Annotated in this window: 29 protein-coding genes; 7 read left to right on the top strand and 22 right to left on the bottom strand. The window is 70.5% G+C overall.

Annotated features, from left to right (window positions below; translation table 11 throughout):
• The first annotated feature begins 43 nt into the window (after nucleotides 1-43).
• The gene (locus tag QM728_RS08465; RefSeq protein ID WP_415031585.1) at nucleotides 44-775 is read left to right on the top strand and encodes a ferritin-like domain-containing protein; all 732 of its coding nucleotides are present in this window, start codon (nucleotides 44-46) and stop codon (nucleotides 773-775) included.
• An 84-nt stretch (nucleotides 776-859) separates the two neighbouring features.
• On the opposite strand, the gene QM728_RS08470 is transcribed toward QM728_RS08465, so the two are convergent.
• Nucleotides 860-3,115, bottom strand: a complete 2,256-nt coding sequence (locus tag QM728_RS08470) for a polyribonucleotide nucleotidyltransferase (RefSeq protein WP_415031586.1) — start codon at nucleotides 3,113-3,115, stop codon at nucleotides 860-862.
• A 357-nt stretch (nucleotides 3,116-3,472) separates the two neighbouring features.
• On the opposite strand from QM728_RS08470, the gene QM728_RS08475 reads away from it, so the two are divergent.
• Genes QM728_RS08475 through QM728_RS08485 form a run of 3 tightly spaced genes read left to right on the top strand, consistent with a single transcriptional unit; the run spans nucleotide 3,473 to nucleotide 5,977 of the window.
• Nucleotides 3,473-4,228, top strand: a complete 756-nt coding sequence (locus QM728_RS08475) for a sulfite exporter TauE/SafE family protein (RefSeq protein ID WP_415031587.1) — start codon at nucleotides 3,473-3,475, stop codon at nucleotides 4,226-4,228.
• A 37-nt stretch (nucleotides 4,229-4,265) separates the two neighbouring features.
• Complete coding sequence (locus QM728_RS08480) at nucleotides 4,266-5,288, top strand: LLM class flavin-dependent oxidoreductase (RefSeq protein ID WP_415031588.1); 1,023 nt, start codon at nucleotides 4,266-4,268, stop codon at nucleotides 5,286-5,288.
• Nucleotides 5,289-5,305: 17 nt separating this feature from the next.
• Nucleotides 5,306-5,977 carry an HAD family hydrolase gene (locus tag QM728_RS08485; protein WP_415031589.1) on the top strand — a complete coding sequence of 224 codons (672 nt, stop codon included), beginning with the start codon at nucleotides 5,306-5,308 and terminating at the stop codon, nucleotides 5,975-5,977.
• Between the two features lie 67 nt (nucleotides 5,978-6,044).
• Here the strand turns inward: QM728_RS08485 and rpsO are convergent, their stop codons facing one another.
• Complete coding sequence (rpsO, locus tag QM728_RS08490) at nucleotides 6,045-6,314, bottom strand: 30S ribosomal protein S15 (protein ID WP_415031590.1); 270 nt, start codon at nucleotides 6,312-6,314, stop codon at nucleotides 6,045-6,047.
• 205 nt (nucleotides 6,315-6,519) lie between these two features.
• On the opposite strand from rpsO, the gene QM728_RS08495 reads away from it, so the two are divergent.
• Nucleotides 6,520-6,909: a hypothetical protein gene (locus tag QM728_RS08495; RefSeq protein ID WP_415031591.1), complete on the top strand. Its 390-nt coding sequence runs from the start codon at nucleotides 6,520-6,522 to the stop codon at nucleotides 6,907-6,909.
• Here QM728_RS08495 and QM728_RS08500 read toward each other — a convergent pair.
• On the bottom strand, nucleotides 6,906-7,877 hold the full coding sequence (locus tag QM728_RS08500) for a bifunctional riboflavin kinase/FAD synthetase (protein ID WP_415031592.1): 972 nt from the start codon (nucleotides 7,875-7,877) through the stop codon (nucleotides 6,906-6,908). The genes QM728_RS08495 and QM728_RS08500 overlap by 4 nt on opposite strands.
• Nucleotides 7,878-7,942: 65 nt before the next feature.
• Between QM728_RS08500 and QM728_RS08505 the strand changes: the two genes are divergently transcribed.
• Nucleotides 7,943-8,629 (top strand): metal-dependent transcriptional regulator, encoded by a 687-nt coding sequence (locus QM728_RS08505; RefSeq protein ID WP_415031593.1) that lies wholly within the window; start codon nucleotides 7,943-7,945, stop codon nucleotides 8,627-8,629.
• Nucleotides 8,630-8,636: 7 nt separating this feature from the next.
• On the opposite strand, the gene pyk is transcribed toward QM728_RS08505, so the two are convergent.
• From pyk to hisD, 17 genes are all read right to left on the bottom strand, one after another.
• Entirely contained in the window at nucleotides 8,637-10,058 is a 1,422-nt protein-coding gene (gene pyk / locus QM728_RS08510) for a pyruvate kinase (RefSeq protein ID WP_415031594.1), read from the bottom strand.
• A gap of 121 nt (nucleotides 10,059-10,179) precedes the next feature.
• Nucleotides 10,180-12,096, bottom strand: a complete 1,917-nt coding sequence (lgt, locus tag QM728_RS08515) for a prolipoprotein diacylglyceryl transferase (RefSeq protein ID WP_415031595.1) — start codon at nucleotides 12,094-12,096, stop codon at nucleotides 10,180-10,182.
• A gap of 43 nt (nucleotides 12,097-12,139) precedes the next feature.
• Complete coding sequence (trpA, locus tag QM728_RS08520; protein WP_415031596.1) at nucleotides 12,140-12,940, bottom strand: tryptophan synthase subunit alpha; 801 nt, start codon at nucleotides 12,938-12,940, stop codon at nucleotides 12,140-12,142.
• Complete coding sequence (gene trpB, locus QM728_RS08525; protein WP_415031597.1) at nucleotides 12,937-14,265, bottom strand: tryptophan synthase subunit beta; 1,329 nt, start codon at nucleotides 14,263-14,265, stop codon at nucleotides 12,937-12,939. The genes trpA and trpB overlap by 4 nt, the downstream gene beginning before the upstream one ends.
• Nucleotides 14,266-15,084: an indole-3-glycerol phosphate synthase TrpC gene (gene trpC / locus QM728_RS08530; protein ID WP_415031598.1), complete on the bottom strand. Its 819-nt coding sequence runs from the start codon at nucleotides 15,082-15,084 to the stop codon at nucleotides 14,266-14,268.
• A 121-nt stretch (nucleotides 15,085-15,205) separates the two neighbouring features.
• On the bottom strand, nucleotides 15,206-15,871 hold the full coding sequence (locus tag QM728_RS08535; protein ID WP_415031599.1) for a TIGR02234 family membrane protein: 666 nt from the start codon (nucleotides 15,869-15,871) through the stop codon (nucleotides 15,206-15,208).
• Complete coding sequence (locus QM728_RS08540) at nucleotides 15,868-17,415, bottom strand: anthranilate synthase component I (protein WP_415031600.1); 1,548 nt, start codon at nucleotides 17,413-17,415, stop codon at nucleotides 15,868-15,870. The genes QM728_RS08535 and QM728_RS08540 overlap by 4 nt, the downstream gene beginning before the upstream one ends.
• Nucleotides 17,412-17,591: a tautomerase family protein gene (locus tag QM728_RS08545; RefSeq protein WP_415031601.1), complete on the bottom strand. Its 180-nt coding sequence runs from the start codon at nucleotides 17,589-17,591 to the stop codon at nucleotides 17,412-17,414. The genes QM728_RS08540 and QM728_RS08545 overlap by 4 nt, the downstream gene beginning before the upstream one ends.
• A gap of 1 nt (nucleotide 17,592) precedes the next feature.
• Entirely contained in the window at nucleotides 17,593-17,961 is a 369-nt protein-coding gene (hisI, locus tag QM728_RS08550) for a phosphoribosyl-AMP cyclohydrolase (RefSeq protein ID WP_415031602.1), read from the bottom strand.
• Nucleotides 17,958-18,755, bottom strand: a complete 798-nt coding sequence (gene hisF / locus QM728_RS08555; protein ID WP_415031603.1) for an imidazole glycerol phosphate synthase subunit HisF — start codon at nucleotides 18,753-18,755, stop codon at nucleotides 17,958-17,960. Before hisF ends, hisI begins: the two co-directional genes overlap by 4 nt.
• A complete protein-coding gene (locus QM728_RS08560) occupies nucleotides 18,752-19,579 on the bottom strand; it encodes an inositol monophosphatase family protein (RefSeq protein WP_415031604.1) in 828 nt (275 codons plus the stop codon). The genes hisF and QM728_RS08560 overlap by 4 nt, the downstream gene beginning before the upstream one ends.
• Nucleotides 19,579-20,322 carry a bifunctional 1-(5-phosphoribosyl)-5-((5-phosphoribosylamino)methylideneamino)imidazole-4-carboxamide isomerase/phosphoribosylanthranilate isomerase PriA gene (priA, locus tag QM728_RS08565; protein WP_415031605.1) on the bottom strand — a complete coding sequence of 248 codons (744 nt, stop codon included), beginning with the start codon at nucleotides 20,320-20,322 and terminating at the stop codon, nucleotides 19,579-19,581. The genes QM728_RS08560 and priA overlap by 1 nt, the downstream gene beginning before the upstream one ends.
• Before the next feature lie 14 nt (nucleotides 20,323-20,336).
• Entirely contained in the window at nucleotides 20,337-20,588 is a 252-nt protein-coding gene (locus QM728_RS08570; protein WP_415031606.1) for a hypothetical protein, read from the bottom strand.
• Nucleotides 20,585-21,229, bottom strand: coding sequence for an imidazole glycerol phosphate synthase subunit HisH (hisH, locus tag QM728_RS08575; RefSeq protein ID WP_415031607.1), 645 nt, complete (start codon nucleotides 21,227-21,229; stop codon nucleotides 20,585-20,587). The genes QM728_RS08570 and hisH overlap by 4 nt, the downstream gene beginning before the upstream one ends.
• Entirely contained in the window at nucleotides 21,226-21,882 is a 657-nt protein-coding gene (gene hisB / locus QM728_RS08580) for an imidazoleglycerol-phosphate dehydratase HisB (RefSeq protein WP_415031608.1), read from the bottom strand. The genes hisH and hisB overlap by 4 nt, the downstream gene beginning before the upstream one ends.
• Complete coding sequence (locus tag QM728_RS08585) at nucleotides 21,882-23,006, bottom strand: histidinol-phosphate transaminase (RefSeq protein ID WP_415031609.1); 1,125 nt, start codon at nucleotides 23,004-23,006, stop codon at nucleotides 21,882-21,884. Before QM728_RS08585 ends, hisB begins: the two co-directional genes overlap by 1 nt.
• On the bottom strand, nucleotides 23,003-24,325 hold the full coding sequence (gene hisD, locus QM728_RS08590; RefSeq protein ID WP_415031610.1) for a histidinol dehydrogenase: 1,323 nt from the start codon (nucleotides 24,323-24,325) through the stop codon (nucleotides 23,003-23,005). The genes QM728_RS08585 and hisD overlap by 4 nt, the downstream gene beginning before the upstream one ends.
• A gap of 103 nt (nucleotides 24,326-24,428) precedes the next feature.
• Here hisD and QM728_RS08595 point away from each other — a divergent pair, with 103 nt between their 5' ends.
• Nucleotides 24,429-25,028 (top strand): hypothetical protein, encoded by a 600-nt coding sequence (locus QM728_RS08595; protein WP_415031611.1) that lies wholly within the window; start codon nucleotides 24,429-24,431, stop codon nucleotides 25,026-25,028.
• A gap of 46 nt (nucleotides 25,029-25,074) precedes the next feature.
• Here the strand turns inward: QM728_RS08595 and nadC are convergent, their stop codons facing one another.
• Nucleotides 25,075-25,935, bottom strand: a complete 861-nt coding sequence (nadC, locus tag QM728_RS08600) for a carboxylating nicotinate-nucleotide diphosphorylase (protein WP_415031612.1) — start codon at nucleotides 25,933-25,935, stop codon at nucleotides 25,075-25,077.
• On the bottom strand, nucleotides 25,932-26,966 hold the full coding sequence (nadA, locus tag QM728_RS08605; RefSeq protein ID WP_415031613.1) for a quinolinate synthase NadA: 1,035 nt from the start codon (nucleotides 26,964-26,966) through the stop codon (nucleotides 25,932-25,934). Before nadA ends, nadC begins: the two co-directional genes overlap by 4 nt.
• Nucleotides 26,967-26,979 lie beyond the last annotated feature (13 nt).

Below are 26,979 nucleotides of genomic sequence, written 5' to 3' on the forward strand. Positions count from 1 at the left end.
CGATCGGACTACCCGGCCCGCCGCGGCTGCCAGAATCGGCCGGGTGACCACCTCCCCCGCCACGACGACCGCCGCGCACGGCTCCGCCTACTGGCTCGACGACTTCCAGACGGCGGCCGACGTACGGGCGCGCACCGCCGACCCCGACTGGTTCGTCGGCGCGCGGTTGACGCCGGCGATCGCCGCCAGCCTGCAGCGCTTCCAGGTCGGCGAGAGCGGAGACGGGGCGACGCTGATCGGTGCCGCCGACGCGAGCGGTGACGCCGAATACGCCGCCGCGATCCGGCTCTTCGTCGCCGAGGAGCAGAACCACGCGCGGATGATCGCCGAGCTGTTGGCGGCCGGCGGCCACCGCACCATCGCCGCCCACTGGAGCGATGCCGTCTTCGTCCACGTCCGACGGCTGCTGGGGCTGCGCACCGAGGTGATGGTGCTGGCCGTCGCCGAAGTCATCGCGCTGCGCTACTACCGCGCACTCGCCGACGGCGGACGGGACCGACTGCTGACCGAGATGTCGCGGCGCATCCTCGACGACGAGTTCCGCCACGTGGCGTTTCAAGGCTGGCGGCTGCGCACCGGGTTCTCCCGGACACCGCGCGTGCTCCGGCGCGCGATCGGCGCGGGGTGGTACGTCTTCGCCCTTGCCGTCGCGGCCGTCGTCGCGAGCGACCACGGTCCCGCGCTCGCCGACTGCGGGGTCGGACGCGGTCGGTTCATCGCCGACTGCGCCGCACTGTTCCGAAGTTTCGCCGACCAGGCCTTCCGCCACCCCTGAACGACAACAGTGCGGTGGTTTGCGACCGGTATCTGGTCGCAAACCACCGCACTGGTTGTCAATGCCGCTTGCCAGGGCCGCCGATCAGGCGTCGGCGGGCTCCGGCGCGTCGTCGGCGACGGGGACGAGGCTGATCTTGCCGCGCTCGTCGATGTCGGCGATCTCCACGCGCAGCTTCGAGCCGACGTTGACCACGTCCTCGACCTTGTCGATGCGCTTGCCCTGGCCCAGCTTGGAGATGTGCACCAGGCCGTCGCGACCCGGGAGCAGCGAGACGAAGGCGCCGAAGGCGGTGGTCTTGACGACCGTGCCCAGGAAGCGCTCGCCCACCTTGGGCAGCTGCGGGTTGGCGATGGCGTTGATCTTGTCGATCGCGGCCTGCGCCGACGGGCCGTCGGTCGCGCCGACGAACACGGTGCCGTCGTCCTCGATGGAGATGTTGGCGCCGGTCTCCTCGGTGATGCCGTTGATCGTCTTGCCCTTGGGGCCGATCAGCTCGCCGATCTTGTCCATCGGGATCTTGACGGTGGTGATGCGCGGGGCGAACGGGCTCATCTCGTCCGGCTCGTCGATGGCCTCGGCCATGACGTCCAGGATGGTGAGACGGGCGTCGCGCGCCTGGCTCAGCGCACCGGCCAGGACCTTCGACGGGATGCCGTCGAGCTTGGTGTCGAGCTGCAGCGCCGTCACGAAGTCCTTGGTGCCGGCGACCTTGAAGTCCATGTCGCCGAACGCGTCCTCGGCACCGAGGATGTCGGTGAGGGCGACGTAGCGGGTCTCGGACTTGCCGTCGACGGTCACCTCGTCGGACACGAGGCCCATGGCGATGCCGGCGACGGGGGCCTTGAGCGGCACACCGGCGTTCAGCATCGACAGCGTCGAGGCACACACCGAGCCCATCGAGGTCGAACCGTTCGAGCCGAGGGCCTCGGACACCTGGCGGATCGAGTACGGGAACTCCTCGACGCTCGGCAGCACCGGCACGAGCGCACGCTCGGCGAGCGCGCCGTGACCGATCTCGCGGCGCTTGGGCGAGCCCACGCGGCCGGTCTCACCGGTCGAGTACGGCGGGAAGTTGTAGTGGTGCATGTAGCGCTTGGACGTCTCCGGGCCGAGCGAGTCGATCTGCTGGGCCATCTTCATCATGTCCAGCGTGGTGACACCCATGATCTGGGTCTCGCCGCGCTCGAACAGCGCACTGCCGTGGGCGCGCGGGATGACCGAGACCTCGGCCGAGAGCGACCGGATGTCGGTGATGCCACGGCCGTCGATGCGGAAGTGGTCGGTGAGGATGCGCTGGCGGACCAGCTTCTTGGTCAGCGAGCGGTAGGCCGCGCCGATCTCCTTCTCGCGACCCTCGAACTTCGGACCCAGCTGCTCGAGCAGCTCCGCCTTGAGCTCGTCGGTCTTCTCGTCGCGCTCCTGCTTGCCGGCGATCGTGAGGATCTTGGCGAGCTTGGTCGATGCGGCGGACTCGACGGCCTCGAAGACGTCGTCCTCGTAGGGCGGGAACAGCGGGAACTCGCCGGTCGGCTTGGCAGCCGCCTCGGCCAGGCTCTTCTGCGCCTCGCACAGGCGGGCGATGAACGGCTTGGCGGCCTCCAGGCCCTCGGCGACGATCTCCTCGGTCGGCGCCTGCGCGCCGCCCTCGATGAGCTCGAGCACGTTGTCGGTGGCCTCGGCCTCGACCATCATGATCGCGACGTCGGCGTTGTCACCCGAGCCCTCGGTGATGCGGCCGGCGACGACCATGTTGAACACGGCGCCCTTCAGCTGCTCGACGGTCGGGAAGGCGACCCACTGGCCGGCCTTGTTCGCCTCGGTCGGGATGAGCGCGACGCGCACGCCGCCGACGGGGCCGGAGAACGGCAGGCCGGCGATCTGGGTCGACGCGGAGGCAGCGTTGATCGCGACGACGTCGTAGTACTCGTTCGGGTCGAGCGACAGGATCGTCTCGATGACCTGGATCTCGTTGCGCAGGCCGTCGACGAAGGTCGGGCGCAGCGGGCGGTCGATCAGGCGACAGGTGAGGATCGCATCGGTCGACGGGCGGCCCTCGCGGCGGAAGAACGATCCGGGGATGCGACCCGCGGCGTACATGCGCTCTTCGACGTCGACGGTCAGCGGGAAGAAGTCGAACTGGTCCTTCGGCGCCTTGGAGGCCGAGGTGGTCGACAGGATCATGGTGTCGTCGTCGAGGTAGGCGACGACCGAGCCCGAGGCCTGCAGCGCGAGGCGGCCGGTCTCGAAGCGGATGGTGCGGGTGCCGAAGTCGCCGTTGTCGATGATGGCGGTGGCTTCGGTGACGTCGTCTTCGTAGACGTCGTGGTTGTCAGACATGGTGTCCCTTCGGTGGGCGCGCCGAATGTGCGCCGGTTGATATGCGTGACGACACCGCTCCGGCGCACGCGTACGCGCACCTCGTCGGTGTCGGGAGTCAAGGCAATTGCGTCTGATCGCCGCGAATACTGGGCGGGGCACACATCGGGTGTGCGGACAGACGGCCTTCGATCGAAGCAGCCGGAATGGTGGGACCTGCGTCCGCGACTCCGGCGGCCACTACCGAGGACCGATCTGATTCATCTCGTCCAGCGGTTTGCGGTGACATCGGCATACTGCGATGTTCCGCGTTGTAGCTTATCACCCAGACGGTCGAACACCCGTTTTACCGGGCCGCCGCGTCCCTAGACTGAATCGGTGCATTGGTGGCAGATGTGTCTGCTGGCCGGCGCTGCACTGGTGATGTCGATATTCAGCGGCATTGCGGGCGGCGGCGGCGGATTCGTGTTGACCCCAATGCTGATCGTGTTCGGGCTGACGCCCGCGCAGGCGGTCGCGACCGGCAAAATCAACGGATTGGCACTGGCAACCGGCTCCCTGCGCGCGATGAAGTCGGTACGGGAACGCTTGTCGATGCGGCGAGTGCTGCCCGTCGTAGCGCTGGCACTCGCCGTCGGGCTCGTCGCTCCCGTAGCCATCAAGGCCTTCGACAGCTCGCACTACCGAATCGCGCTGGGCGTTGTGCTGCTCGCCATGATTCCGGTCACCCTCGTCAACCACGTCGGACTGGAGTCGTTTACCCCGGATACGCGACAAAAGGTCGTCGGTACGGCTCTGCTTACCGCGGCACTCCTGCTGCAGGGGATCTTCAGCGGCGGCGTCGGCACCCTGGTGAACCTGGTACTCATGGGTCTGCTCGGCATGACCGCTGCCGAGGCAAGCGTCACCAAGCGCTGGTCGCAGATCGTCCTGAACACCACAATCACCGCAACTCTGCTGTTCTCCGGGCTCATCGCATGGCAGGTTCTCCTCGTCATGCTCCCGGCGACGTTGGTCGGCAGCTACACCGGTGGACGGATGGCCGAGGTTAAGGGCGATCGATTCATCGTTCACACGATGGTCGCGCTGATGTTCGTGTCCGCGGTGCTCTTGATCGCCGACGTCGGGTTCTAAGTGGAATTATTCGGACTACGGTCCGGTTAGTGGTGATATGAAGAAGATCGGATTCCTGTCCTTCGGCCACTGGTCGGCCGGCGCCGGTTCCCAGGTGCGATCGGCCTCCGACGCCCTGCTGCAGTCGGTCGAGTTGGCCGTCGCGGCCGAGGAGCTCGGCGCGGACGGTGCGTACTTCCGCGTCCACCATTTCGCCCGTCAACTCGCCTCCCCGTTCCCGCTGCTCGCCGCGATCGGTGCCCGGACGTCGACGATCGAGATCGGCACGGGCGTCGTCGATATGCGCTACGAGAACCCGTTGTATATGGCCGAGGACGCCGGCGCGGCGGACCTGCTGGCCGGCGGGCGCCTGCAGCTGGGCATCAGCCGGGGATCGCCCGAGCAGGTGATCGACGGCTACAAGTACTTCGGCTACGTCCCCGCCGAGGACTCGACCGACGCCGACATGGCGCGCGAGCACACGGCGGTCTTCCTGCAGGCCGTCGACGGCGCCCGCTTCGCCCAGCCAAATCCCCGGCCGATGTTCCCCAATCCGCCCGGACCGCTCGGCATCGAGCCCCAGTCCCCAGGCCTGCGCGACCGCGTCTGGTGGGGTGCGGGCACCCGCGACACCGCCGAGTGGACGGCACAGCAGGGCATGAACCTGATGAGCTCGACGCTGCTGACCGAGGACACCGGGGTTCCGTTCCACCAGCTGCAGGCCGAGCAGATCCAGCGGTTCCGCGATGCCTGGACCGAGGCCGGCCACGAGCGCGAGCCGCGCGTATCGGTGAGCCGCAGCATCTTCGCGCTGGTGACCGATCAGGACCGCGCCTTCTTCGGGATGCGCGGCCGCGAGGACCAAGACCAGGTCGGCGTCATCGACAACGTCACCGCCCGCTTCGGACGGTCGTACGCGGCCGAGCCGGACGAGCTGATCGAGCAGCTGCGCGCGGACGAGGCCATCGCCGCGGCCGACACGCTCCTGCTGACCGTGCCCAACCAGCTGGGCGTCGAGTACAACGCCCACGTGATCGAGTCGATCCTGACGCACGTGGCGCCCGAGCTCGGCTGGCGCTGAAGCGTAGGGTCGCGTGCATGCTGCCACCCACCATCCGCGCGGTCGTGTTCGACGTCGGCGAGACCCTGATCGACGAATCGCGGATCTGGACTCGCTGGGCGCACCGCCTCGGCGTCACCCCGCTCACGATGCTGGGCCTGGTCGGCGCCTGCGCCGCCGATGACCAGCCGGTGGCCCGCGCTTTCGAGACGATCCGTCCGGGTTTCGACGTGGCCGCCGAGGAGGCCGCCTGGGCCGAGGAGGATCCGACCGGCCTGCGCAACACCTTCGACGCCGACGACCTCTATCCCGACGTCCGGCGCGCCCTGTCGGCGCTGCGCGAACTCGGGTTGCGCGTCATCGTCGCCGGCAACCAGCCACCCGAGGCGCTGGCCGCCCTGCGCGCGATGGAGCTGCCCGTCGACGAGATCCGCAACTCCGCCGAGCTCGGCGTCGAGAAGCCACACCCCGGTTTCTTCACGGCGGTGGCTGATCTCGCCGGCCTGCCCCCGCACGAGATCGCGTACGTCGGCGATCGCACCGACAACGACGTCCTGCCGGCAGCCGACGCCCACATGTGCCCAATCCTCATCCGTCGCGGGCCGTGGGGCCACCTGCACGCGCTGCGCCCCGAGGCCGCGCGGGCCACGATCATCGACTCGCTCGACGAGTTGCCCGGCCGCCTGGTGCCGCCGGACCTCATGAAGTAGTCGCCGACCGAAAACGAATCCGACCCGCACCACGGATGTGGTGCGGGCCGGATCGGTCTTGGCGCGGTTAGCGGCGCAGGCCGAGGCGCTCGATCAGCGCGCGGTAGCGCTCGACGTCGACCTTGGCGACGTACTTGAGCAGGCGACGGCGTCGGCCGACGAGCAGCAGGAGGCCACGACGGCTGTGGTGGTCGTGCTTGTGCTGCTTGAGGTGCTCGGTGAGGTCCTCGATCCGCTTGGTCAGCAGGGCGACCTGGGCCTCGGGGGAACCGGTGTCGGTCTCGTGCAGGCCGTACTCGGAGAGGATGGCCTTCTTTTCTTCGGCGGTCAGCGACATGGCTGCGCTCCTTCGTGTTTCAGTACCGTGTCCAGATCCCCGCCACCGGCGGGAAGGTGCGCCGCCACGGACTGCAGCAGCACCGAGCGATGAATCTACCAGCGCCGCAGGTCGGGGCCCAAATCGTGCGCTCCCCGGAAACCACCGGCCGGCCTCATCCAATCGTCAGACTCGCGTCGGCGCGCGCTCGGTAGCATCGCCATCCATGCGGACACTGAAATTCCTGATCGGCGTCGCCGCCGGGATCGCCCTGTTCATCGGCGGCATCGCGACGCTCGACGACACCGACGTCAACTGCGGCGGAAAGCCGATGAGCCCGACGGACACCTGTGTGAGCACCAAGGGCAGCAAGTCCACCGAATACGACTACGCCGCCATGAAGAAGAAGGCCGAAGACCCCACCGGGAGCTACGTCATGATGGGTGTCGGCGGCCTGCTGGCCGTCGGGTGTGCCATCCAGGTCTTCCTCGGCACGCGCCGCCGCGAGCCGACGGCCCAACCGCCGTTCACCGGATATCCGCAGCCCGGACAGCCCGGCTACCCGCCGCCGCCCGCCGGGTACCAGCCCCCGCCCGGACCGCCGTCGGCCGGCTAGCCCGCCTCGTCGCGCACGAGGATGACGCGGGTCTTGTCGACGTCCTCGGCGATGGCCTTGACCAGGTCGTCGATCGAGTCGAAGCGCTCCATCGGGCGGATCCGCTCGACGAAGTCGACGGCGACGTGCTGGCCGTAGAGGTCCGCCGTCGTGTCCAGCACGAAGGCCTCGACGGTGCGCGCGCGCCCGGAGAACGTGGGGTTGGTGCCGACGGACACCGCAGCGGGATACCGCTTGCCGTGCTTGACCTCGCCGACGGTCGTGCCCTTGCCGATCACGGTGAACCAGCAGGCGTACACGCCGTCGGCCGGGATGGCCGCGTGCATCGGCGGGGCGACGTTGGCCGTCGGGAAGCCCAGTTCCCGGCCGCGGCCGTCGCCGCGCACGACGACGCCCTCGACGCGGTGCGGGCGGCCGAGCGCCTCGGCCGCCGAACTCACGTCGCCGGCGGCGACGCAGGAGCGGATGTAGGTCGACGAGAAGGTGACCGCGTGCTCGCCGAACAGCGAGACGGCCTGCACCTCGAAGCCGAAGCGCTCCCCGAACTCGCGGAGCTTCTCCACGTTGCCGGCCGCCTTGTGGCCGAAGGTGAAGTTGTCGCCGACGACGACGTCGGCGGCGTGCAGCGTCTCCACCAGCACGCCGTGCACGAAGTCCTTGGGCGAGCGCGCGGCGAGCGCCGGCGTGAACGGCATGACGCAGAAGACGTCGATGCCCATCTCCTCGGCCAGCTCGGCGCGCCGGGTCAGCGTCGACAGCTGCGGCGGATGGGTGCCCGGGCGGACCACCTCGGCCGGGTGCGGGTCGAAGGTCATCAGGACCGACGGCAGCCCGCGCTCCGCCGCGGCGGTGGTCGCCGCCTTGATCAACTGGGCGTGCCCGCGGTGCACCCCGTCGAACACGCCGACGGTGACCACACAGCGCCCCCAATCGGGTGGCACGTCATCGAGACCTCGCCATCGCAACACGCCGATCACCTTACTCGCCGCTGCTCGACGGGAATCGGCGCCGCGGCATCACTAGACTGAACGCCATGCCACGCGGGAACGAACGCTCCGAGCTGACCGCCGTCGCCGAGGACTACCTCAAGGTGATCTGGACGGCGCGCGAGTGGGACGAGGTCAAGGTCACCACCTCGATGATCGCCGAGAAGCTCGAGGTCTCCCCGTCGACCGCCTCCGAGGGCATCCGCAAGCTGGCCGAGCAGGGCCTGCTCGAACACGAGAAGTACGGCGCCGTCACCCTCACCGACAAGGGTCGCCGCGCCGCCGTCGGCATGGTCCGCCGCCACCGGCTGCTGGAGACCTACCTCGTCTCCGAGCTCGGCTACGGGTGGGACGAGGTCCACGACGAGGCCGAGGTCCTCGAGCACGCCGTCAGCGACCGCCTCATGGAGCGCATCGACGCGAAACTGGGCCACCCGAGCCGCGACCCGCACGGCGACCCGATCCCGTCCCCCGGCGGCGAGATCGCCAGCCCCGACGTGTGCCTGCTGGCCGACCTCGCCGACGGCGAGTCGGGCGTGATCGCGCGCATCTCCGACACCGATCCGGCCATGCTGCGCTACTTCAACGAGGTCGGCATCGCGCTGGACCGCTCGGTGCGGGTGGCCGACAAGCGCCCGTTCGCCGGAACGACGACGGTCACCGTCGACGGTGCCGAGCCGGGCATCACCCTGGGCGACGTCGCGACGCGCGCCATCTACGTCGCCACGACCTGACCCGGACTCAGTGGTCCTGTTCGCCGATGCGGTGGACGTGGATCATGTTGGTCGACCCGACGGTCGCGGGCGGCGCCCCGGCGACGATGACGACCGTGTCGCCCGGCTCCATGCGTCCGGTGCCGAGGAGGACCTCGTCGACATCGTCGATCATCTCGTCGGTGTTGCCGACGCGATTCACGATGAACGTCTCGGTCCCCCAGCTCAGCGCCAACTGGTTGCGGATCTCGGGGATCGGCGTGAACGCCAACAGTGGCAGCGGCGAGTGCAGTCGCGCCAGGCGGCGCACCGTGTCGCCGGATTGGGTGAAGGCGACCAAGGCCTTGGCCGACAGGCGCTCGCCGATGTCGCGGGCCGCGTAGGAGATCACGCCGCGCCGGGTGCGCGGCAAGTGGTCGAGCGGCGGCACGGTTCGCGGACCGGTCTCCACCGCGCGGCAGATGCGGGTCATCGTGGCGACGGCCTGCACCGGGTACTTGCCGATCGAGGTCTCCCCCGACAACATCACGGCGTCGGCGCCGTCGAGGACGGCGTTGGCCACATCGGAGGCCTCGGCGCGGGTGGGCCGCGAGTTCTCGATCATCGACTCGAGCATCTGCGTCGCGACGATCACCGGCTTGGCGTTCTCGCGCGCCATCTGGATCGCCCGCTTCTGCACCAGGGGCACCTCTTCGAGCGGCAACTCGACGCCGAGGTCGCCGCGCGCGACCATGATCGCGTCGAAGGCGAGCACGATCGCCTCCAGGTTCTCCACCGCCTCCGGCTTCTCTAACTTGGCGATCACCGGCACGCGCCGGCCGACCCGGTCCATCACGTCGTGCACGAGCTCGACGTCGGACGGGTTGCGCACGAAGGACAGCGCGACGAGGTCGACGCCGAGCCGCAGCGCGAATTCCAGGTCGGCGATGTCCTTCTCCGACAGCGCGGGCACCGACACGTCCATCCCCGGCAGTGACAGGCCCTTGTGGTTGCTGACCGGACCACCCTCGGTGACCGTGCAGACCACGTCGTGGCCGTCGATGTCGGTGACGGTCAGGCCGACCTTCCCGTCGTCGACGAGCAGGCGGTCGCCCACCTGCGCGTCGCGGGCGAGCTGCTTGTAGGTGGTGCCGACACGGTCGTGGTCGCCGATGACGTCGTCGACGGTGATGCGCACCGTCTCACCGGTGTTCCACACCGTCTTGCCGTCGCCGCCGAACTCGCCGAGCCGGATCTTGGGGCCCTGCAGGTCCGCGAGCACGCCGACGGACTTCCCGGTCTCCGCGCGGATCTGCTCCACGTGGGAGTACATCGTCGCGTGATCGTCGTGGGTGCCGTGGCTGAAGTTCAGCCGGGCGACGTCCATGCCCGCGTCGACGAGGGCGCGGATGTTCTCGACGGATGCGGTCGCCGGACCCATGGTGCAGACGATCTTCGTTCGGACGTTCACACCGGCCAGAGTAGACCCGCCGATGACCCGCGCCGCGCCGCGCCCGGGTGCGACGACCATCTGTCACACACGATTCACCGCGGTGAAACCTCCGCCTGCGACGGGGCTCTCATCCCGGCGGTCAGTCCTCCGACTCAGCCTCGGACCGGCGCACGATGTTGGGGCTGTCCGCACTCTTCTTCGGCGCGGCCTTCTTCACCGCGGCCTTCGTCGCCGTCGACTTCTTCACGGCCGCCTTCTTCACGGCTGCCTTCTTCACGGCCGTCTTCTTCACCGCCGCGGTCTTCTTGGCCGGCGTCTTCTTGGCGGCAGCCTTCTTGGCGGGGGCCTTCGCAGACTTCGTCACCGCGGCGGCCTTCTTCGGCGTGCCGCCGTGTTCGACGACCTCCGCGAGTTTGTTCAGCGTCTCCAGCAGGTTGTCCGGCGTCGTGGCCTTGGCCAACTCGATGCGCTTGGTCTCGCTGTCAGCGAGGGCGGTCCAGTCGTAGGTGTGCGTGACGGTGGTCCGGCCGGCGTCGATGGGCTCGAGCGTCCAGCGCCAGATGTGGCCGGCCGGCTCCTCGCCGACGCGCGACGGCAGCCACGCCAGGCGGCGGTCCTGCTCGAACTCGACAACCTTGTTGTCGTGTGGATTGCCCTTGGCGTTGGTCACGCGGAACACATCGCCGACGGCACCGACCTGCTGCCCCTCGTCGGCTGCGACTTCGGTGCCGCGGCCGTCGATCGCCGGGTGCATTGCCGGATCGGACACCACCGCGAAGATGGCCTCGGCCGGGGCCGCGATCTCCCGCGCGACGCTGATGATGCGGACATCGTCGTCGAGGACGAAGGCCAGCTGCTCGGGCTCCGGTTCCGCGGCGACCGGTGCGACGACGGGCGCCGCGGTGACGGCGGGTTCCGGCTCCGGCTCCGGCTCGGCTTCTTGCTCCGGCTCGGCTTCTTGCTCCGGCTCGGGTGTTGCCTCGGCCTCGTCGTCTGCGTCCACGACGTCGGCCGCGGGCTCGGCCGCCTCATCCTCATCGGGCTCACTCGTCGCGGTTTCGGGCTCACTCGGCGCATCGGCCTTCGCCGCCTCGTCGGTGGGCTCGTCGCGGGCCCACGGATCGATGTAGCCGACGCGGCCCTCGGCCTCGAGTTCCTTGGCCTTCTTCGGCCAGTACATCGACAGCCCCAGCTCGCGCCCCTTCGGCGCGGCCAGGAAGTAGGCCAGCGCGCAGCCGAAGACGACGATCGCGACGATCGAGTTGACGCGGATGCCCATGCCGAACGGGTGGGACGCGGTGTCGTCGCGCAGCAGCTCGACGAAGAACCGGCCGAAGCAGTACCCCATCACGTACAACGCGAACAGCCGGCCGTGGCCGAGCCGCAGGTAGCGGTCGGCGACCAACAGCACGATGACGAAGAAGAAGTTCCACAGCATCTCGTAGAGGAACGTCGGGTGGACGATGCTCTCCACGGTGCCGTTGGACACGAGGATCCCGTTCTGGTCGGGCACGCGGTGGTAGAGCTCCCAGCCCCACGGCAGCGTGGTGGGCCGGCCCTCGAGCTCCTGGTTGAAGTAGTTGCCGAGCCGGCCGATGCCCTGCGCAAGAAGCAGCGGCGGGGCGATCGCATCGGCGAAGGCGGGCAGCTTGATGCCGTAGATGCGGCAGCCGATCCAGGCGCCGACCGCGCCCAGCGCCACGGCACCCCAGATGCCCAGGCCGCCGGAGGGGATGTTGAACACCTCGGTCCACGGCTTCTTCGCCTCGGGACCGAAATACTTCGGCCAGTCGGTCAGCACGTGGTAGGCGCGACCGCCGATCAGGCCGAACGGGATGGTGAAAATCGCCACGTCGAGGACCTCGCCACGCTCGCCGCCACGGGCCGCCCACCGCCTGGCACCCCACCACAGCGCCACCAGGATGCCCACGACGATGCACAGCGCGTAGGCGCGCAGGGGCAGCGTGAACTCATGGCCGAAGAGGTTGATCGGGCCGATGGGCCACACGCCCTGCTTGGGACTGGGGATGTAGGCGAGCACCTGAGCGGAATTCACGTGGCCCACAGTATCGGACGACGCGGCGGCTCAGCGCGACCGCTCAGAACTCGCCGCGCACGCCCTCGGCCAGCTCGGCGACCAGTCCGGACAATTCGTCGGGCCCCTGCTCCGCAGCGGAGACCAGTGCCGACCCGACGATCACACCGTCGGCATACGACGCGATCTCGGCGGCCTGCCGGCCGCTGCGGACGCCCAGGCCGACGCCGATGGGGATGTCGGACTCCGCGCGGATGCGGGCGCACAACTCGGGGGCGAGGTCGGAGACCGCGTCGCGGGCCCCGGTCACACCCATCGTCGACGAGGCGTAGACGAAGCCCCGACAGTGGTCGAGGGTCATCGCGAGGCGCTCGGGCGTCGACGACGGCGCGACCAGGTAGATCCGGTCGAGCCTGTGTGCGTCGGAGGCGGCCTCCCACTCGGCGCCCTCGTCGGGGATGAGGTTCGGGGTGATGATGCCCAACCCACCGGCAGCCGCGAGATCGCGAGCGAACGCGTCGACGCCGTACTTGAGCACGAGGTTCCAATAGACCATGACGACCGGCTTCGCGCCGGCGGCGGCGACCGTCTCGGTCGCGGCGAAGACGTCGCGCACCCGGCTGCCATTGGCCAGGGCGAGCTGGGTGGCCTTCGCGATGGTCGGCCCGTCCATGACCGGGTCGGAGTACGGGATGCCGATCTCGACGATGTCGCAGCCGGATTCGACCATCAGTCGCATCGACTCCAGCGAGTCGGCGACCGTCGGATAGCCGACCGGGAAGTACCCGATCAGGGCGGCACGGTTGTCGGCGCGGCAGGCGGCGAAGGTGTCGCCGAGTCGGGATGCGGGCACGGTCGTGCTCATTCGCCCTCCGGCTTCTGCGCGGCCCGCTGCTGCTCGGCGAGGCGGGCGGCGTACTCGGTCTCCGACGGCGGCTTGTCGAACAGGCCGAACCAGCGGGCGGCGGTGTCGACGTCCTTGTCGCCGCGACCGGACAGGTTCACGACGATGATCGCGTCCTTGCCGAGCTCGCGGCCGAGCGTGAGCGCACCGGCGACGGCGTGGGCCGATTCGATCGCCGGGATGATGCCCTCGCGCCGGGACAGCAGGCGCAGCGCGTCCATCGCCTCGACGTCGGTGACCGGGCGGTATTCGGCGCGGCCGATGTCCTTGAGGTAGGCGTGCTCGGGCCCGACGCCCGGGTAGTCCAGGCCCGCGGAGATCGAGTGCGACTCGATGGTCTGGCCGTCCTCGTCCTGCAGCAGGTACGAGTAGGCGCCCTGGAACGCCCCGGGCGAACCGCCCGTGAACGTCGCGGCGTGCCGGCCAGTCTCGACGCCGTCACCCGCTGCTTCGAAGCCGACCAGGCGGACGTCGGCGTCGTCGAGGAAGGGGTGGAAGATCCCGATGGCGTTGGAGCCGCCGCCGACGCAGGCGGTGACGGCCGCGGGCAGGCGCCCGGTCTGCTCGAGGATCTGGGCGCGGGCCTCCAGGCCGACGACCCGCTGTAGGTCGCGCACCATCATCGGGAACGGGTGCGGCCCTGCGGCGGTGCCGAAGCAGTAGTAGGTGTTGTGCGCGTTGGTCACCCAGTCGCGCAGTGCCTCGTTGATGGCGTCCTTGAGCGTGGCCGACCCGGTCTCGACGGCCACGACCTCGGCGCCGAGCAGGCGCATCCGGGCGACGTTGAGGGCCTGGCGCTCGGTGTCGACGCGGCCCATGTAGATCAGGCACTCCAGGCCCAGCAGCGCGCACGCGGTGGCCGTGGCGACGCCGTGCTGGCCGGCGCCGGTCTCGGCGATGACGCGGGTCTTGCCCATCCGCTGGGCGAGCAGCGCCTGGCCGAGGACGTTGTTGATCTTGTGCGAACCGGTGTGGTTGAGGTCCTCGCGCTTGAGGAACAGGCGGGCGCCGCCCGCGTCCCCGCTCAGCCGCGTCGCCTCGTACAGGGGTGACGGACGGCCGGTGTAGTCGCGCTGCAGGCGGTCCAACTCGGTCAGGTACGCGTCGTCGGTGCGCATCTTCTCGTAGGTCGCGGTGACCTCGTCGATGACCGCCATCAGCGCCTCGGGAACGTGGCGCCCGCCGTAGTCGCCCCAGTGGCCGCCGGCGTCGGGCTCGACGGAGGTGCGGCTGGCCACGCCGGCGCTCGCCGGCGGATAGGCGTTCTCAGGGGTGGCGGCGGCCATTTAACGAACGGGCTTGGGGCACGACGGGTGCGTGCCGGCGGTGACCAGTTCGGCGACGGCGGCGCGCGGGTCGCCGCTGGTGACCAGGCCCTCGCCGACGAGCACGGCATCGGCCCCGGCCCCCGCGTACGCGAGCAGGTCGGCGGTGCCGCGGACGCCGGACTCGGCGACCTTGATGACCTCGGTGGGCAGGCCGGGTGCGATCCGGGCGAACGAGTCGCGGTCGACCTCGAGGGTCTTGAGGTTGCGGGCGTTGATGCCGACGACCTTGGCCCCGGCCTGCAGGGCCCGGTCGGCCTCTTCCTCGGTGTGGGCCTCGACGAGGGCGGTCATGCCGAGCGACTCGGTGCGGTCCAGGAGCGATTCGAGGACGTTCTGCTCCAGCGCGGCGACGATCAGCAGGATGACGTCGGCGCCGTGCGCCCTGGCCTCGTGAATCTGGTACGGACCGACGATGAAGTCCTTGCGCAACACCGGCAGGTCGACGGCGGCGCGCACCGCGTCCAGGTCGGCCAGCGACCCGCGGAATCGGCGTTCCTCGGTCAGCACGCTGATGATGCGCGCTCCCCCGTCCTCGTAGACCTTGGCCAGCTCGGCGGGGTCGGGAATGGTGGCGAGTTCGCCCTTCGACGGGCTCGCGCGCTTCACCTCGGCGATGACGCCGATGCCCGGCTGGCGCAGGGCGGCGATCGCGTCGCGCGGCGGCGGGGCCTGCTCGGAGGCCTTCTTGATCGCGGGGTAGTCGATGGCCGCTTCACGGGTCGCGACGTCGGCTTTGACGCCCTCGATGATCGATTCGAGTACGGTCTGCTCGCTCATCGGCGTCTCACCTCCCGCCGTCGGTGCCCCGCGTTTCAGGGCGACTACTGGATGAGTCACAAGGGTAGCCGCGCCCGAATGGGGCGGCTCGCCCGGGTGGCCCGCGATCGGGCCGCTCGGCCTACTCCGTGGGGTCGACGCCGGTGTCGAGGCTGTCCCACAGGATCCGCTCGCCGCCGTCGGTGTCCGTCGACTCCTTCGCGCCGCCCGTTTCGGCCGCGCGGGCCTCATCGCGCCGACGGCGGTCGTGCTCAGCGAAGACCCGGCGCTCGAGCTCCTCGCGCCGGGCGGCGGGTGACTGGTACTTCGACGACATGCCGGCCCCGCGGGCCGCGCGCAACGCGAACACGGCCGCCGCCGCGATGCACAGCGACGCCGCCAGCACGATCCACGGCGCCCACGTCGTCGGGACGGTGACCAGCACCCGATAGCGCTGCGGCAGGTCGATGGCGCGTGCGGCGTAGTCGCTGCCCAGCGGACTGGTCATCAACGAGACCGCCGGAATCGCCGTCACGACGGCGCAGACGGCGAGCAGGATGGCAAGCAGCCGCAGCGCCCAGCCGCGCAGCGCCCAAACAAGGGCGATCGCCGCCAGCAGCAACAACGCAACGGGCGTGAGCCACGGGCTCCACTCGCCGCCGGTGACCTCGAAGCGGCGCATCGGCGACAGGCCGTCGGCGGCCTCGATCCGGGCCCAGACCACGCGCGAGGCGACCCACAGGCCCACGGCGCCGAGGAACAGCAGGACCGAGGCGGCAACCTTGCCGACGACGGCGCGGCGGGTCACGGCGCTCCCCCGTCGGCGAGCTTCGTCATCGTCCCCGCCGCGGCGATGGCGTTGAGGACGGCGGTGGCCTTGTTGCGGGCCTCGTTGTACTCGTAGTCGGCCCGGCTGTCGGCGACGACGCCGCCGCCGGCCTGCACGTAGGCCTTGCCGTCGGTGAGCAGCGCGGTGCGGATCGCGATGGCGGTGTCGGCGTCGCCGGCGAAGTCGAGGTAGCCGACCACGCCGCCGTAGAGACCGCGCCGGGTGATCTCGTGCTCCTCGATCAACTCCATGGCCCGCACCTTCGGCGCACCGGTGAGCGTGCCGGCCGGGAAGCAGGCGGTGACCGCGTCGAGCGCGGTCTTGTCCTCGCGCAAGCGGCCGGACACCGTGGAGACGAGGTGCATGACGTGGCTGTAGCGCTCCAGGCGGCGGTAGTCGCTGACCTTGACGGTGCCGGGCTCGCAGACGCGGCCGAGGTCGTTGCGGCCGAGGTCGACGAGCATGAGGTGCTCGGCGTTCTCCTTCTCGTCGGCCATCAGGTCCTTGCCCAGGAGCAGGTCCTCCTCCTCGGTGTCGCCGCGCCAGCGCGTTCCGGCGATCGGATGTGTGGTGGCGACGCCGTCGGTGACGGTGACGAGCGCCTCGGGCGAGCTGCCGACGATGGTCACCGGTTTGTCGCCGGCGCCGACGGTGTCGGGCATGCGCAACAGGTACATGTACGGACTCGGGTTGGAGGCGCGCAGCACGCGGTAAACGTCGAGCGGGTCGGCGTCGGTGTCCATCTCGAACCGCATCGACGGCACGACCTGGAATGCCTCGCCGGCCTCGATGTCGCCGACGAGGGTCTCGACGATCTCGCGGTACTCGTCGAGGGTGCGCTGGGCGGTGTAGTCGGGCGTCGGCCGGTCGAAGACGCCCACCGTCGACGGCGCGGGCGCGGCCAGCGCCTCGGTCATCCGGTCCAGGCGGGCCAGGGCGTCGGCATAGGCCTCGTCGACGTTGTCGTCGCTGCCGTTCCAGTTCACCGCGTTGGCGATGAGCGTGATGGTGCCCTCGTGGTGGTCGACGGCGGCCAGATCGGTGGCGAGCAGGAGGAACAGGTCGGGCAGGCCGAGGTCGTCGACGGTCGTCTCCGGCAGCCGTTCCAGGCGGCGCACCATGTCGTAGGCCAGGAAGCCGACGAACCCGCCGGTGAGCGGGGGCATGTCCGGCAGCGGGTCGGTCGCCAACAACCGCAGCGAAGCCGCGAGGGCCGCCAGCGGATCACCGCCGGTGGGCGCACCGGCCGGCGTGTTCCCCCACCAGCTGGCCTCCCCGTCGACGACGGTCAGCGCCGCCGGCGAACCGGCGCCGATGAAGGACCAGCGCGACCAGGACCGGCCGTTCTCGGCCGATTCGAGCAGGAAGGTGCCCGGGCGGTCGCCGGCGAGCTTCGCGTAGGCCGACAGCGGCGTCTCGCCGTCGGCGAGGACGCGCCGGGTCACCGGGACGACCCGGTGGTCGACGGCGAGGTCGCGGAACTGCTCGAGCGTCGTGGTGGTCAGGTGGGCGCGGCTGGTCATCCGAGCGGCTCGCCCCCGACGCCCCACTGGCTGCGCGGCACCTCGGTGATGGTCACCCACACGGCGTCGGGGTTCTTGCCGGTGGCCCGCGCGTAGGCCTCGGTGACCGCGGCGATCGTCTCGCGCTTGACGGCGTCGGACAGGCCCGGCGTCTGGGAGATCTGGATCAGCGGCATGTCAGTCTCGCTCCTTCGGTGGCAGCAGTTCGTCGGTGTCGAAGCAGCTGTGGTTGCCGGTGTGGCAGGCCGGTCCGGTCTGCTCGACGAGGAGCAGCACGGTGTCTCCGTCGCAGTCGAGCCGCACCGACTTCACTCGCTGCGTGTGCCCGCTCGTCTCGCCCTTGACCCAGTACTGCTGGCGCGAGCGCGAGTAGTAGGTGCCCTTGCCGGTGGCGAGGGTGCGGGCCAGCGCGACATCGTCCATCCACGCCTGCATGAGGACGATACCGGTGCCCTCCTCCTGTGCGACAGCCGCGATCAAGCCGTCGGCGTTGCGCTTGAGGCGCGCCGCGATCGCGGGGTCGAGGGTGTCGTCGGGTCGGCTCATCGCGCGTCTCCGATCCCGGTGGTCCGCACCGTGATGCCGTCGTCGGCCAGGGCGGACTTCACCGCCCCGATGGTCAGCTCGCCGAAGTGGAACACCGATGCCGCGAGCACGGCGTCGGCCCCGGCGCGCACCGCGGGGGCGAAGTCGCCGACCTTCCCGGCGCCGCCGCTGGCGATGACCGGCACGTCGACGACGGCCCGCACCGCGGTGAGCATGGCGATGTCGAAGCCGGCTTTCGTGCCGTCGGCGTCCATCGAGTTGAGCAGGATCTCCCCGACGCCGAGCTCTTGGCCGCGGGCGGCCCACTCCAGCGCGTCGATGCCGGTGCCGCGCCGGCCGCCGTGGGTGGTGACCTCCCACCCGGACGGGGTCGGACGGTCGCCGTCGGGGACGGTGCGCGCGTCGACGGACAGGACGATGCACTGCGCACCGAACCGTCGGCTCATCTCGCTGAGCACCTCGGGGCGGGCGATGGCGGCGGTGTTGACGCTGACCTTGTCCGCGCCCGCGCGCAACATGGCGTCGACGTCGGACACCTCGCGGATGCCGCCGCCGACGGTGAGCGGGATGAAGATCTCGTCCGCGGTCCGCTTGACCACGTCGATCATGGTCGCGCGACCCGAACTCGACGCCGTGACGTCGAGGAAGGTCAGCTCGTCGGCCCCCTCGGCGTTGTACCGGGCGGCGAGTTCGACCGGATCGCCCGCATCGCGCAGGTTCTCGAAGTTGACGCCCTTGACCACCCGGCCGTCGTCGACGTCCAGGCACGGGATGACGCGCACGGCGACGGTCATGACACCTCCCAATCCTGGCCGGTGACGTCGTCGACCAGCTCGATCAATTCTTCGTGCAGCCCGGGTGCGGCACCGACGAGCGACGGCGACGCGACGGTCCACGGCTCCCCGGCGAGGTCGGTGACCACGCCGCCGGCCGCACGCACCAGGGCCGCGCCGGCAGCGTTGTCCCACGCGTGGTGACCGAAGGTGATGGCGCCGGAGTAGGTGCCGGCCGCGGTGAAGGCGAGGTCGACGCCGATGCTGCCGGACATCCGGATCTTGGCGACGCGGCCGCTGAGCGCGGCGAGCACGTCGACGCGCTTGGCGCCCGGGTAGCGCCCTTTCGACCGTGCGTTGAACGAACCGAAGCCGATGGTCGCGTCCGCGAGCGACACCGGGGCCAATGGCTGACACGGCTCGCCGTTGCAGGTCACCCCGGACCCGACGACGCCGGTGTAGCGCTGGTCCAGCAGCGGCAGCGAGATCAGGCCCGCCAGCGGCTCGCCGTCGCCGCACAGGCCGACGAGGATCCCGGTCAGCGGGTTGCCGGTCGAGTAGTTGAAGGTGCCGTCGATCGGGTCGATGATCCAGACCAGGCCGTCGTCGACGGGCGCCCCGCCGAACTCCTCGCCGTGGCAGGGCACACCGGTCCGCGCGGTCAGTTCGGCGGTGAGGAACCGCTCCAGGTCGAGGTCGACCTGGGTGGCGAAGTCGCTGCTCCCCTTGGTCACGACGCCCGGTGCGCCGACACCGGCCCGGAAGGCCGGCTCGGCGTCGACGAGCACCGCCGCTGCCGCCTCGGCGAGGCGGGCGACGTCGGTGGTCGTGGATTCGGGCGACATCAGGGGGCCTCGCGCACCGCCGCCAGCGCCTCGGGCAGCGTGAACCGCCCGGCGTACAGGGCCTTGCCGATGATGGCGCCTTCGACGCCCCGGTCGCACAGCCCCGCAATCGCGGTGAGGTCGGCGAGCTCGGAGATGCCGCCGGAGGCCACGATCGGGGCGTCGGTGCGCGCCGCGACCTGGGCCAGCAGCTCGAGGTTGGGACCGGCGAGGGTGCCGTCCTTGGAGACGTCGGTGACGACGTAGCGCGCGCACCCGTCGCCGTCGAGGCGCTCGAGCGTCTCCCACAGGTCGCCGCCCTCGGTCACCCAGCCGCGCCCGCGCAGCTTCCACGAGTCGCCGTCCGGGGTCACGTCGAGTCCGACGGCGATCTTGTCGCCGTGCTCGGCGATGGCCGCGGCACACCACTGCGGGTTCTCGATGGCCGCCGTGCCCAGGTTGACCCGCCGGCAGCCGGTGGCCAGCGCCGCTTCGAGCGCGGCGTCGTCGCGGATGCCGCCGGACAGCTCGACGGCGACGTCGAGCTCGGCGATCACGTCGGCGAGCAGCGCGCGGTTGTCACCGCGGCCGAACGCCGCGTCCAGGTCGACCATGTGCACCCACTGCGCGCCGTCGCGCTGCCACGCGAGGGCGGCATCGCGCGGGGTCCCGTACGCGGTCTCGGTCCCGGCCGCTCCGCGCAAGAGGCGGACGGCCTGGCCGTCGACGACGTCGACGGCGGGCAACAGTTCGAGCGTGGCCATGCGGTGCGGTGTTCCTATCGATCCGGAGTGGTGTTGTCGCGCTGCTGGGTGAGCGCGGCGGCGGTCCTGTCGACCATGCGGCCCGAGACGACGCCGATCGCGGCGACGATACCGACGAGCGCGGCGAGGGCGACGATCAGGCCCAGCCACGCGGCGACCTTCGCCGCCAGCCAGATCAGCGGCAGCGAGATCACGAGCACCGCGAAGCCCGCCGACAACGACAGCAGTGCCAGCTTGATGAAGGAGAACTCGCGCGGATCGCTCACATCAGCCCCCGACACCAGTTGGCGAGCAGGTGCAGGCCCACGTCCCCCGACTTCTCCGGGTGGAACTGGGTCGCCGAGAGCGCCCCGTTCTCCACCGCGGCGAGGAAGCGCGAGCCGTGCGTCGCCCACGTGAGCCTCGCCTGCGCGATCGGCGACGCCGGATCCTCGTCGAGGTCCCAGCTCTGCGCGGCGTACGAGTGGACGAAGTAGAAGCGGTCGTCGGGCCCGATGCCGTCGAACAGCAGCGAGCCGGGTGCGACATCCACCGTGTTCCATCCCATGTGCGGCAGGACGGGGGCGTCGAGCCGGGTGACTTCGCCGGGCCATTCGCCGCAGCCCTGCGTCTGCGTGCCGAACTCGACGCCGCTGTCGAACATGATCTGCATGCCGACGCAGATGCCCAGCACCGGGCGCCCGCCGGCCAGCCGGCGACCCACGATCTGCGGCCCGCCCACCTCGGTGAAGCCCGCCATGCACGCCTCGTAGGCGCCGACGCCGGGCACGAGCAGCCCGTCGCAGTCGATGGCCGCCGCCCGGTCGGACGTGACGGTGACCCGCGCGCCGACGTGTTCGAGGGCGCACTGGGCCGACCGCAGGTTGCCCGATCCATAGTCGAGGATCGTCACCGCCGGTCGACTCACAGACTGCCCTTCGTCGACGGGACACCGGTCACCCGCGGATCGGGCTCGCACGCGGCGCGCAGTGCGCGCGCGACGGCCTTGTACTCCGCCTCGGTGATGTGGTGCTGGTCGCGGCCGTACTCGACCCGCACGTGCAGCGCGATCTTGGCGTTGAGTGCCAGCGACTCGAACATGTGCCGGTTGATGACCGTCGAGTACGGGGCGCCGCGCGTGACCTCGCCGCCGGGCTCGGTGCGCTCCTCGACGCCGGGAATGATGGCCGTGAGCAGGTGCTCGGGCTCCCCGACGTGCACGAAGTATGGCCGACCGGAGACGTCGACGACGGCCTGGGCGAGGGTCTCGTCCATCGGGATCCAGGCGTCGCCGAAGCGGCGGATGCCCTTCTTGTCGCCCAGTGCCTCGGCGAACGCCTGCCCGAGCACGATCGCGGTGTCCTCGACCGTGTGGTGCGCCTCGACGTCGATGTCGCCGGTCGCGGTGACGGTCAGGTCGAAGCTGCCGTGCTGGCCGAAGGCGGTCAGCATGTGGTCGTAGAAGGGCACCCCGGTGTCGATGGAGGTCTTCCCGGTGCCGTCGATGTCGAGTTCGACGACGATCGACGACTCGCGGGTGGTCCGCTCGATCTTCGCGGTGCGCTTACCGCTCTTACTCATCAGACCCTCACTAGGTCGGTCGGGGCCAGCGCCTCGCTGGCCCGCAGGAATGCATCGTTCTCGGTGTCCAACCCGATGGTGACACGCAGGCGGCCCGGTATACCGGGATCGCGGATCAACACGCCGTCGTCGAGGTAGCGCTGCCAACTGGCGGCCGGGTCGGCGAACTCGCCGAACAGGACGAAGTTGGCGTCCGACGGTGCGACGTCGAAGCCCAGTTCGCGCAACCGCGCCACCACCCGCTCGCGCTCGGCGACGATGCTGGCCACCCCGGCCAGCGTCTCGTCGCGGTGGCGCAGCGCCGCACGCGCCGCCGCCTGCGTCTGCACCGACAGGTGGTACGGCAATCGCACGAGCAACAGCGCGTCGACGATCGCCGGCGCCGCCGCCAGATAACCGAGCCGTCCGCCGGCGAAGGCGAAAGCCTTGCTCATCGTGCGGGACACGACGACCTTCGCCGGGTACTTCTCGATCAGCGCGACGGCACTGGGCTGGTCGCTGAACTCGGCGTACGCCTCGTCGACGATGACGATCCCGGGCGCCGCGGCCACGATCGCCTCGAGGTCCGCGTTAGGGATCGCCGCGCCGGTCGGGTTGTTCGGCGACGTCACGAAGACGACGTCCGGCCGGCGGGCCTCGATCTCGGCGACGGCGTAGTCGACGTCGAGCGAGAAGTCGGCCGACCGCTTCGCCTCGAGCCACGTCGTGTCCGTTCCGTCGGAGATGATCGGGTGCATCGAGTACGACGGGACGAAGCCGAGCGCGGTGCGCCCCGGGCCGCCGAACGCCTGCAGCAGCTGCTGCAGGATCTCGTTCGACCCGTTGGCCGCCCACACGTTGCGGGTGTCGAGCTCGACGCCGGTCGCCGCCGACAGGTAGGCCGCCAGGTCGGCGCGCAGGTCGAGCGCGTCGCGGTCCGGGTACCGGTGCAGCTGGGCCGCAGCGGTGCGGACGGCCTCGGCGACGTCGTCGATGAGGGCCTGCGACGGCGGGTGCGGGTTCTCGTTCGTGTTGAGCTGCACCGGCACGTCGAGCTGCGGCGCGCCGTACGGGCTCTTGCCGCGCAGGTTGTCCCGCAGCGGCAGGTCGGCGAGCGTCGTCCGCTCCCCCGGCACGGGCGTCACGAGTCGCCCCGCAAGCGCTGCTTGACGGCGTCGCCGTGCGCCGGCAGGTCCTCGGCGTTCGCGAGGGTGATCACCTTGTCGGCGACCTCCCGCAGGGCGCTCTCGTCGTAGTCGATGACGTGGACGCCCTTGAGGAAGGTCTGCACCGACAGCCCCGACGCGAAGCGCGCCGAGCCCGAGGTGGGCAGCACGTGGTTGGACCCGGCGCAGTAGTCGCCGAGGCTCACCGGGGCGTACGGGCCGACGAAGATGGCACCGGCGTTGCGCACGCGGTCGGCCACGCCCCGGGCGTCGCGGGTCTGGATCTCCAAGTGCTCGGCCGCGTACTCGTCGACGACGCGCAGGCCGGCCTCGACGTCGTCGACCAGGACGATCCCCGACTGCGGGCCCGACAGCGCGGCGACGACGCGTTCGCCGTGCTTGGTCGTCGCCGCCTGCGCGGCCACGGCCGCGTCGACCGCGTCGGCGAACGTCTCGCTGTCGGTGACCAGCACCGACGCGGCGAGCACGTCGTGCTCGGCCTGGCTGATCAGGTCGGCGGCGATGTGCGCCGGATCGGCCGAGTCGTCGGCGAGGATGGCGATCTCGGTGGGACCCGCCTCCGAGTCGATGCCGACGACGCCGCGCACCAGCCGTTTGGCGGCGGTGACATACAGGTTGCCGGGGCCGGTGATGAGGTCGACGGGGTCGAGTTCGGTGCCGTCCACGTCGTCCCCGCCGTAGGCGAGCAGGGCGACGGCCTGGGCGCCGCCGACGGCCCACACCTCGTCGACGCCGAGCATCGAGCAGGCGGCGAGGATCGTCGGGTGCGGCCAACCGCCGAAGTCTGCCTGGGGCGGCGAGGCGACGACGAGCGACGGCACACCCGCCTCCTGTGCGGGCACGACGTTCATCACGACGCTCGACGGGTAGACGGCGTTGCCGCCCGGCACGTAGAGGCCCACGCGGCGGACCGGGATCCACTTCTCGGCGACGGTGCCGCCCGGGGCGACCTCGGTCGTGACGGTGGTGCGGCGCTGGTCGGAGTGCACGGCCCGGGCACGGTCGATGGCCTCGCGCAGCGCGGCGGCCACGGCGGGGTCCAGCCCGGCGACGGCCCCGGCGATCACGTCGGCGGGCACCCGCACCGAGGTCGGGCGCACCTTGTCGAACTTCTCGCCGTAGTCGAGCGCCGCAGTCGCCCCATGGGCCTTGATGTCCTCGACGACCGGCGTGACCGTGGGCAGCACGGCGTTGACGTCGGTACCCCCGCGGGGCAGCGCACGCCGCAGCTGGGCTGCGGACGGCGTCGTGCCGCGGAGGTCGGTGCGCGAGAGCATCGTGACTCCTGGTGTTGTCGGGACGGGTCTTTTACCAGGATATGCGGTCGGGCCAAGAGGTTTTCCGGTCGCCTGCCCGTGGTGCGTCGTAGCGTGGTCTGGGATGACCCGTTTGTTCCCCGCGCTGGCCGCCGTCGCCGTTCTCGCAACCGGCTGCGGTGCGTCTGCGCACCACCGTGTCGCACCCGCCGCCCAGCTGCTGAATCAGGCCGAGTTGGATGCGATTCTCGCCCAATCCGATATCCGGACGAGTCATTCCGACGCCTTCGCCCGGGTGTCGCACACCCCGACCGCCTGCGCGCCAACCGTCTACTACTGCCGACCGCTGTTCCTGCCGACGGAGGCGGCCTTCCCCCGCGGGTACCACCGCTACACCGAGGTCTACCACTCGACCGGGCCGAACAACGCCGGGGTGGCGCAGGCGGTGATCCGATACGGTTCGTCGGTCGATGCGCGTGCCGCCTTCGACCGCATCGTCACTGATCTGCTGACCACCCGTGACCGGCACCTGTCCGGCCAGTTCCGTGAGGGCGATCGCGCCGCGTGGTTGTGGCTGACCGACGGCCCGCACATCCCGATCGGGCCGTTTCAGACCGCCTCTGCGATCCGGCTCGCCGGCGACACGGTCGCGACCGCTACGCTGCGGGCGCCCGACACCCGCGCGGTGCTCGAGATCGTCGGACGGATCCCGGTCGCGCAGTGACGATGTTGCAGTTTGATCCGCTTTCCGAACCAAACGGCAACTTCGATCACATATCCAGACCGAGGTCGAGGACGGTGACCGAATGGGTCAGCGCCCCGACGGCGAGGTAGTCGACGCCGGTGTTGGCGTAGTCGGCGGCGACGTCGAGGGTCAGCCCGCCCGAACTCTCCAGCTTGGTCTCCGGGGACTGCGCGTCGCGTCGGCTGACGGCCATCTGCGTCGCCCACAACTCGAAGTTGTCGAGCAGCACCAGCGTCGGCTTGAGCGCGAGGACCTCGTCGAGCTGCTCGAGCGAGTCGACTTCCACCTCGACCGGGATGTCGGGGGCGACCTCGCGCACAGCCCGCAACGCGGCGGACACCGACCCCGCGGCGACGACGTGGTTGTCCTTGATCAGCGCCTCGTCGCCGAGCCCCATCCGGTGGTTGACGCCGCCGCCGGCGCGGACGGCCGCCTTCTGCAGGAAGCGCATCCCGGGCAGCGTTTTGCGCGAGTCGCGGATCTTGGCGCCGGTCCCCTCGACGGCGGCCACCCAGTGGGCCGTCGCGGTCGCGATGCCGGAGAGGTGGCACAGCAGGTTCAGCGCGGTGCGCTCGGCGGTCAACAGTTCACGCGTCGGTGCGCGCAGCGCGAGGACGGTGTCGCCGGGGGCGACCCGGTCGCCGTCGGCGAGCTGCTCGGTGACCTCGTACCCGCCCTTCCCGATCACCTCGTCGAAGACGGCGAGCGCGGCGGGAATACCGGCGACGACGCCGTCGGCCCGGCTGGCGATCACCGCGTCGGCGACCGCGTCCGCGGGCACGGTCGCGACGGAGGTGATGTCGGGCCCGTAGCGCAGATCCTCGTCGAGTGCAGTGCGGATCAGCGCCCGCACCTCGTCGGGCACCGCCTGGTCGGCCGCACTCATTCGCCGGAGCCGGGGTTGCCGATCGAGATCATCTTCTCGACGCTGGCGCGGGCCCGCTCGGCGACGTCGGGGGCGACGTCGACCTCGTCCTGCCCGGTCACCAGGCACCGCAGCAGCGCCGCCGGGGTGATCATCTTCATGTACGGGCAGGACGCACGACCGTTGACCGGCTGGAAGTCGACGTCGGGCGCCGCCTTGCGCAGCTGGTGCAGCATGCCGATCTCGGTGGCCACCAGGACCTGCTTGGCACTGGTCTCCCGGGCCGCGTCGAGCATGCCGCCGGTGGAGAGGATCTTCACCTTCTCCTCCGGGACGGCGCCCTCGCCGGCCAGGTACAGGGCCGACGTCGCACAGCCGCACTCGGGGTGGATGAACAGATCCGCGTCGGGGTGCGACTCGGCCTGGTCGGCCAGCTCGTCGCCGTTGATGCCGGCGTGCACATGGCACTCCCCGGCCCAGATGTGGATGTTGTCGCGTTCCGTCTCGCGCTTGACGTGCGCGCCGAGGAACTGGTCGGGCAGGAACAGCACGTCGCGGTCGGGGTCGATCGACGCCACGACGTCGACCGCGTTGCTCGACGTGCAGCAGATGTCGGTCAGGCCCTTCACCTCGGCGGTCGTGTTCACGTAGGACACGACCACGGCGTCGGGGAACTCTTCCTTCCACGCGCGCAGGTCGGCGGCGGTGATCGAATCGGCCAGCGAACAACCCGCCCGGGCGTCGGGGATCATGACGCGCTTGTCCGGGCTGAGGATCTTCGCGGTCTCGGCCATGAAGTGGACGCCGCAGAAGATGATCTCGTCCTCGTCGGCCTCCGCGGCGATGCGCGAGAGCGCCAGCGAGTCGCCGGTGTGGTCGGCGATGTCCTGGATCGCGGGCAATTGGTAGTTGTGCGCCAGGATCGTGGCGTTGCGCGCCTTGGCGAGCCGGTGCACCTCGTCGGCCCACTCCTGCGTGGCCTCGACCCCGGTGTACCCCTCGGGGCCCTCGGTCCAGGACAGGCTGCTGCTGAAGTCTGTGCTGATGCTCATCTGCGTTCCTCCC

The organism is Gordonia sp. (in: high G+C Gram-positive bacteria) (assembly GCF_047602025.1).
GTDB lineage: Bacteria > Actinomycetota > Actinomycetes > Mycobacteriales > Mycobacteriaceae > Gordonia.

Bases quoted from the DNA above. Each gene is read 5' to 3' on its own strand.
- QM728_RS08470 (WP_415031586.1), bottom strand. From the start codon at position 3,115: ATGTCTGACAACCACGACGTCTACGAAGACGACGTCACCGAAGCCACC.
- QM728_RS08480 (WP_415031588.1), top strand. From the start codon at position 4,266: ATGAAGAAGATCGGATTCCTGTCCTTCGGCCACTGGTCGGCCGGCGCC.
- QM728_RS08485 (WP_415031589.1), top strand. From the start codon at position 5,306: ATGCTGCCACCCACCATCCGCGCGGTCGTGTTCGACGTCGGCGAGACC.
- rpsO (WP_415031590.1), bottom strand. From the start codon at position 6,314: ATGTCGCTGACCGCCGAAGAAAAGAAGGCCATCCTCTCCGAGTACGGC.
- QM728_RS08495 (WP_415031591.1), top strand. From the start codon at position 6,520: ATGCGGACACTGAAATTCCTGATCGGCGTCGCCGCCGGGATCGCCCTG.
- QM728_RS08505 (WP_415031593.1), top strand. From the start codon at position 7,943: ATGCCACGCGGGAACGAACGCTCCGAGCTGACCGCCGTCGCCGAGGAC.
- trpA (WP_415031596.1), bottom strand. From the start codon at position 12,940: ATGAGCACGACCGTGCCCGCATCCCGACTCGGCGACACCTTCGCCGCC.
- trpB (WP_415031597.1), bottom strand. From the start codon at position 14,265: ATGGCCGCCGCCACCCCTGAGAACGCCTATCCGCCGGCGAGCGCCGGC.
- trpC (WP_415031598.1), bottom strand. From the start codon at position 15,084: ATGAGCGAGCAGACCGTACTCGAATCGATCATCGAGGGCGTCAAAGCC.
- QM728_RS08540 (WP_415031600.1), bottom strand. From the start codon at position 17,415: ATGACCAGCCGCGCCCACCTGACCACCACGACGCTCGAGCAGTTCCGC.
- QM728_RS08545 (WP_415031601.1), bottom strand. From the start codon at position 17,591: ATGCCGCTGATCCAGATCTCCCAGACGCCGGGCCTGTCCGACGCCGTC.
- hisI (WP_415031602.1), bottom strand. From the start codon at position 17,961: ATGAGCCGACCCGACGACACCCTCGACCCCGCGATCGCGGCGCGCCTC.
- hisF (WP_415031603.1), bottom strand. From the start codon at position 18,755: ATGACCGTCGCCGTGCGCGTCATCCCGTGCCTGGACGTCGACGACGGC.
- QM728_RS08560 (WP_415031604.1), bottom strand. From the start codon at position 19,579: ATGTCGCCCGAATCCACGACCACCGACGTCGCCCGCCTCGCCGAGGCG.
- priA (WP_415031605.1), bottom strand. From the start codon at position 20,322: ATGGCCACGCTCGAACTGTTGCCCGCCGTCGACGTCGTCGACGGCCAG.
- hisB (WP_415031608.1), bottom strand. From the start codon at position 21,882: ATGAGTAAGAGCGGTAAGCGCACCGCGAAGATCGAGCGGACCACCCGC.
- hisD (WP_415031610.1), bottom strand. From the start codon at position 24,325: ATGCTCTCGCGCACCGACCTCCGCGGCACGACGCCGTCCGCAGCCCAG.
- QM728_RS08595 (WP_415031611.1), top strand. From the start codon at position 24,429: ATGACCCGTTTGTTCCCCGCGCTGGCCGCCGTCGCCGTTCTCGCAACC.
- nadC (WP_415031612.1), bottom strand. From the start codon at position 25,935: ATGAGTGCGGCCGACCAGGCGGTGCCCGACGAGGTGCGGGCGCTGATC.
- nadA (WP_415031613.1), bottom strand. From the start codon at position 26,966: ATGAGCATCAGCACAGACTTCAGCAGCAGCCTGTCCTGGACCGAGGGC.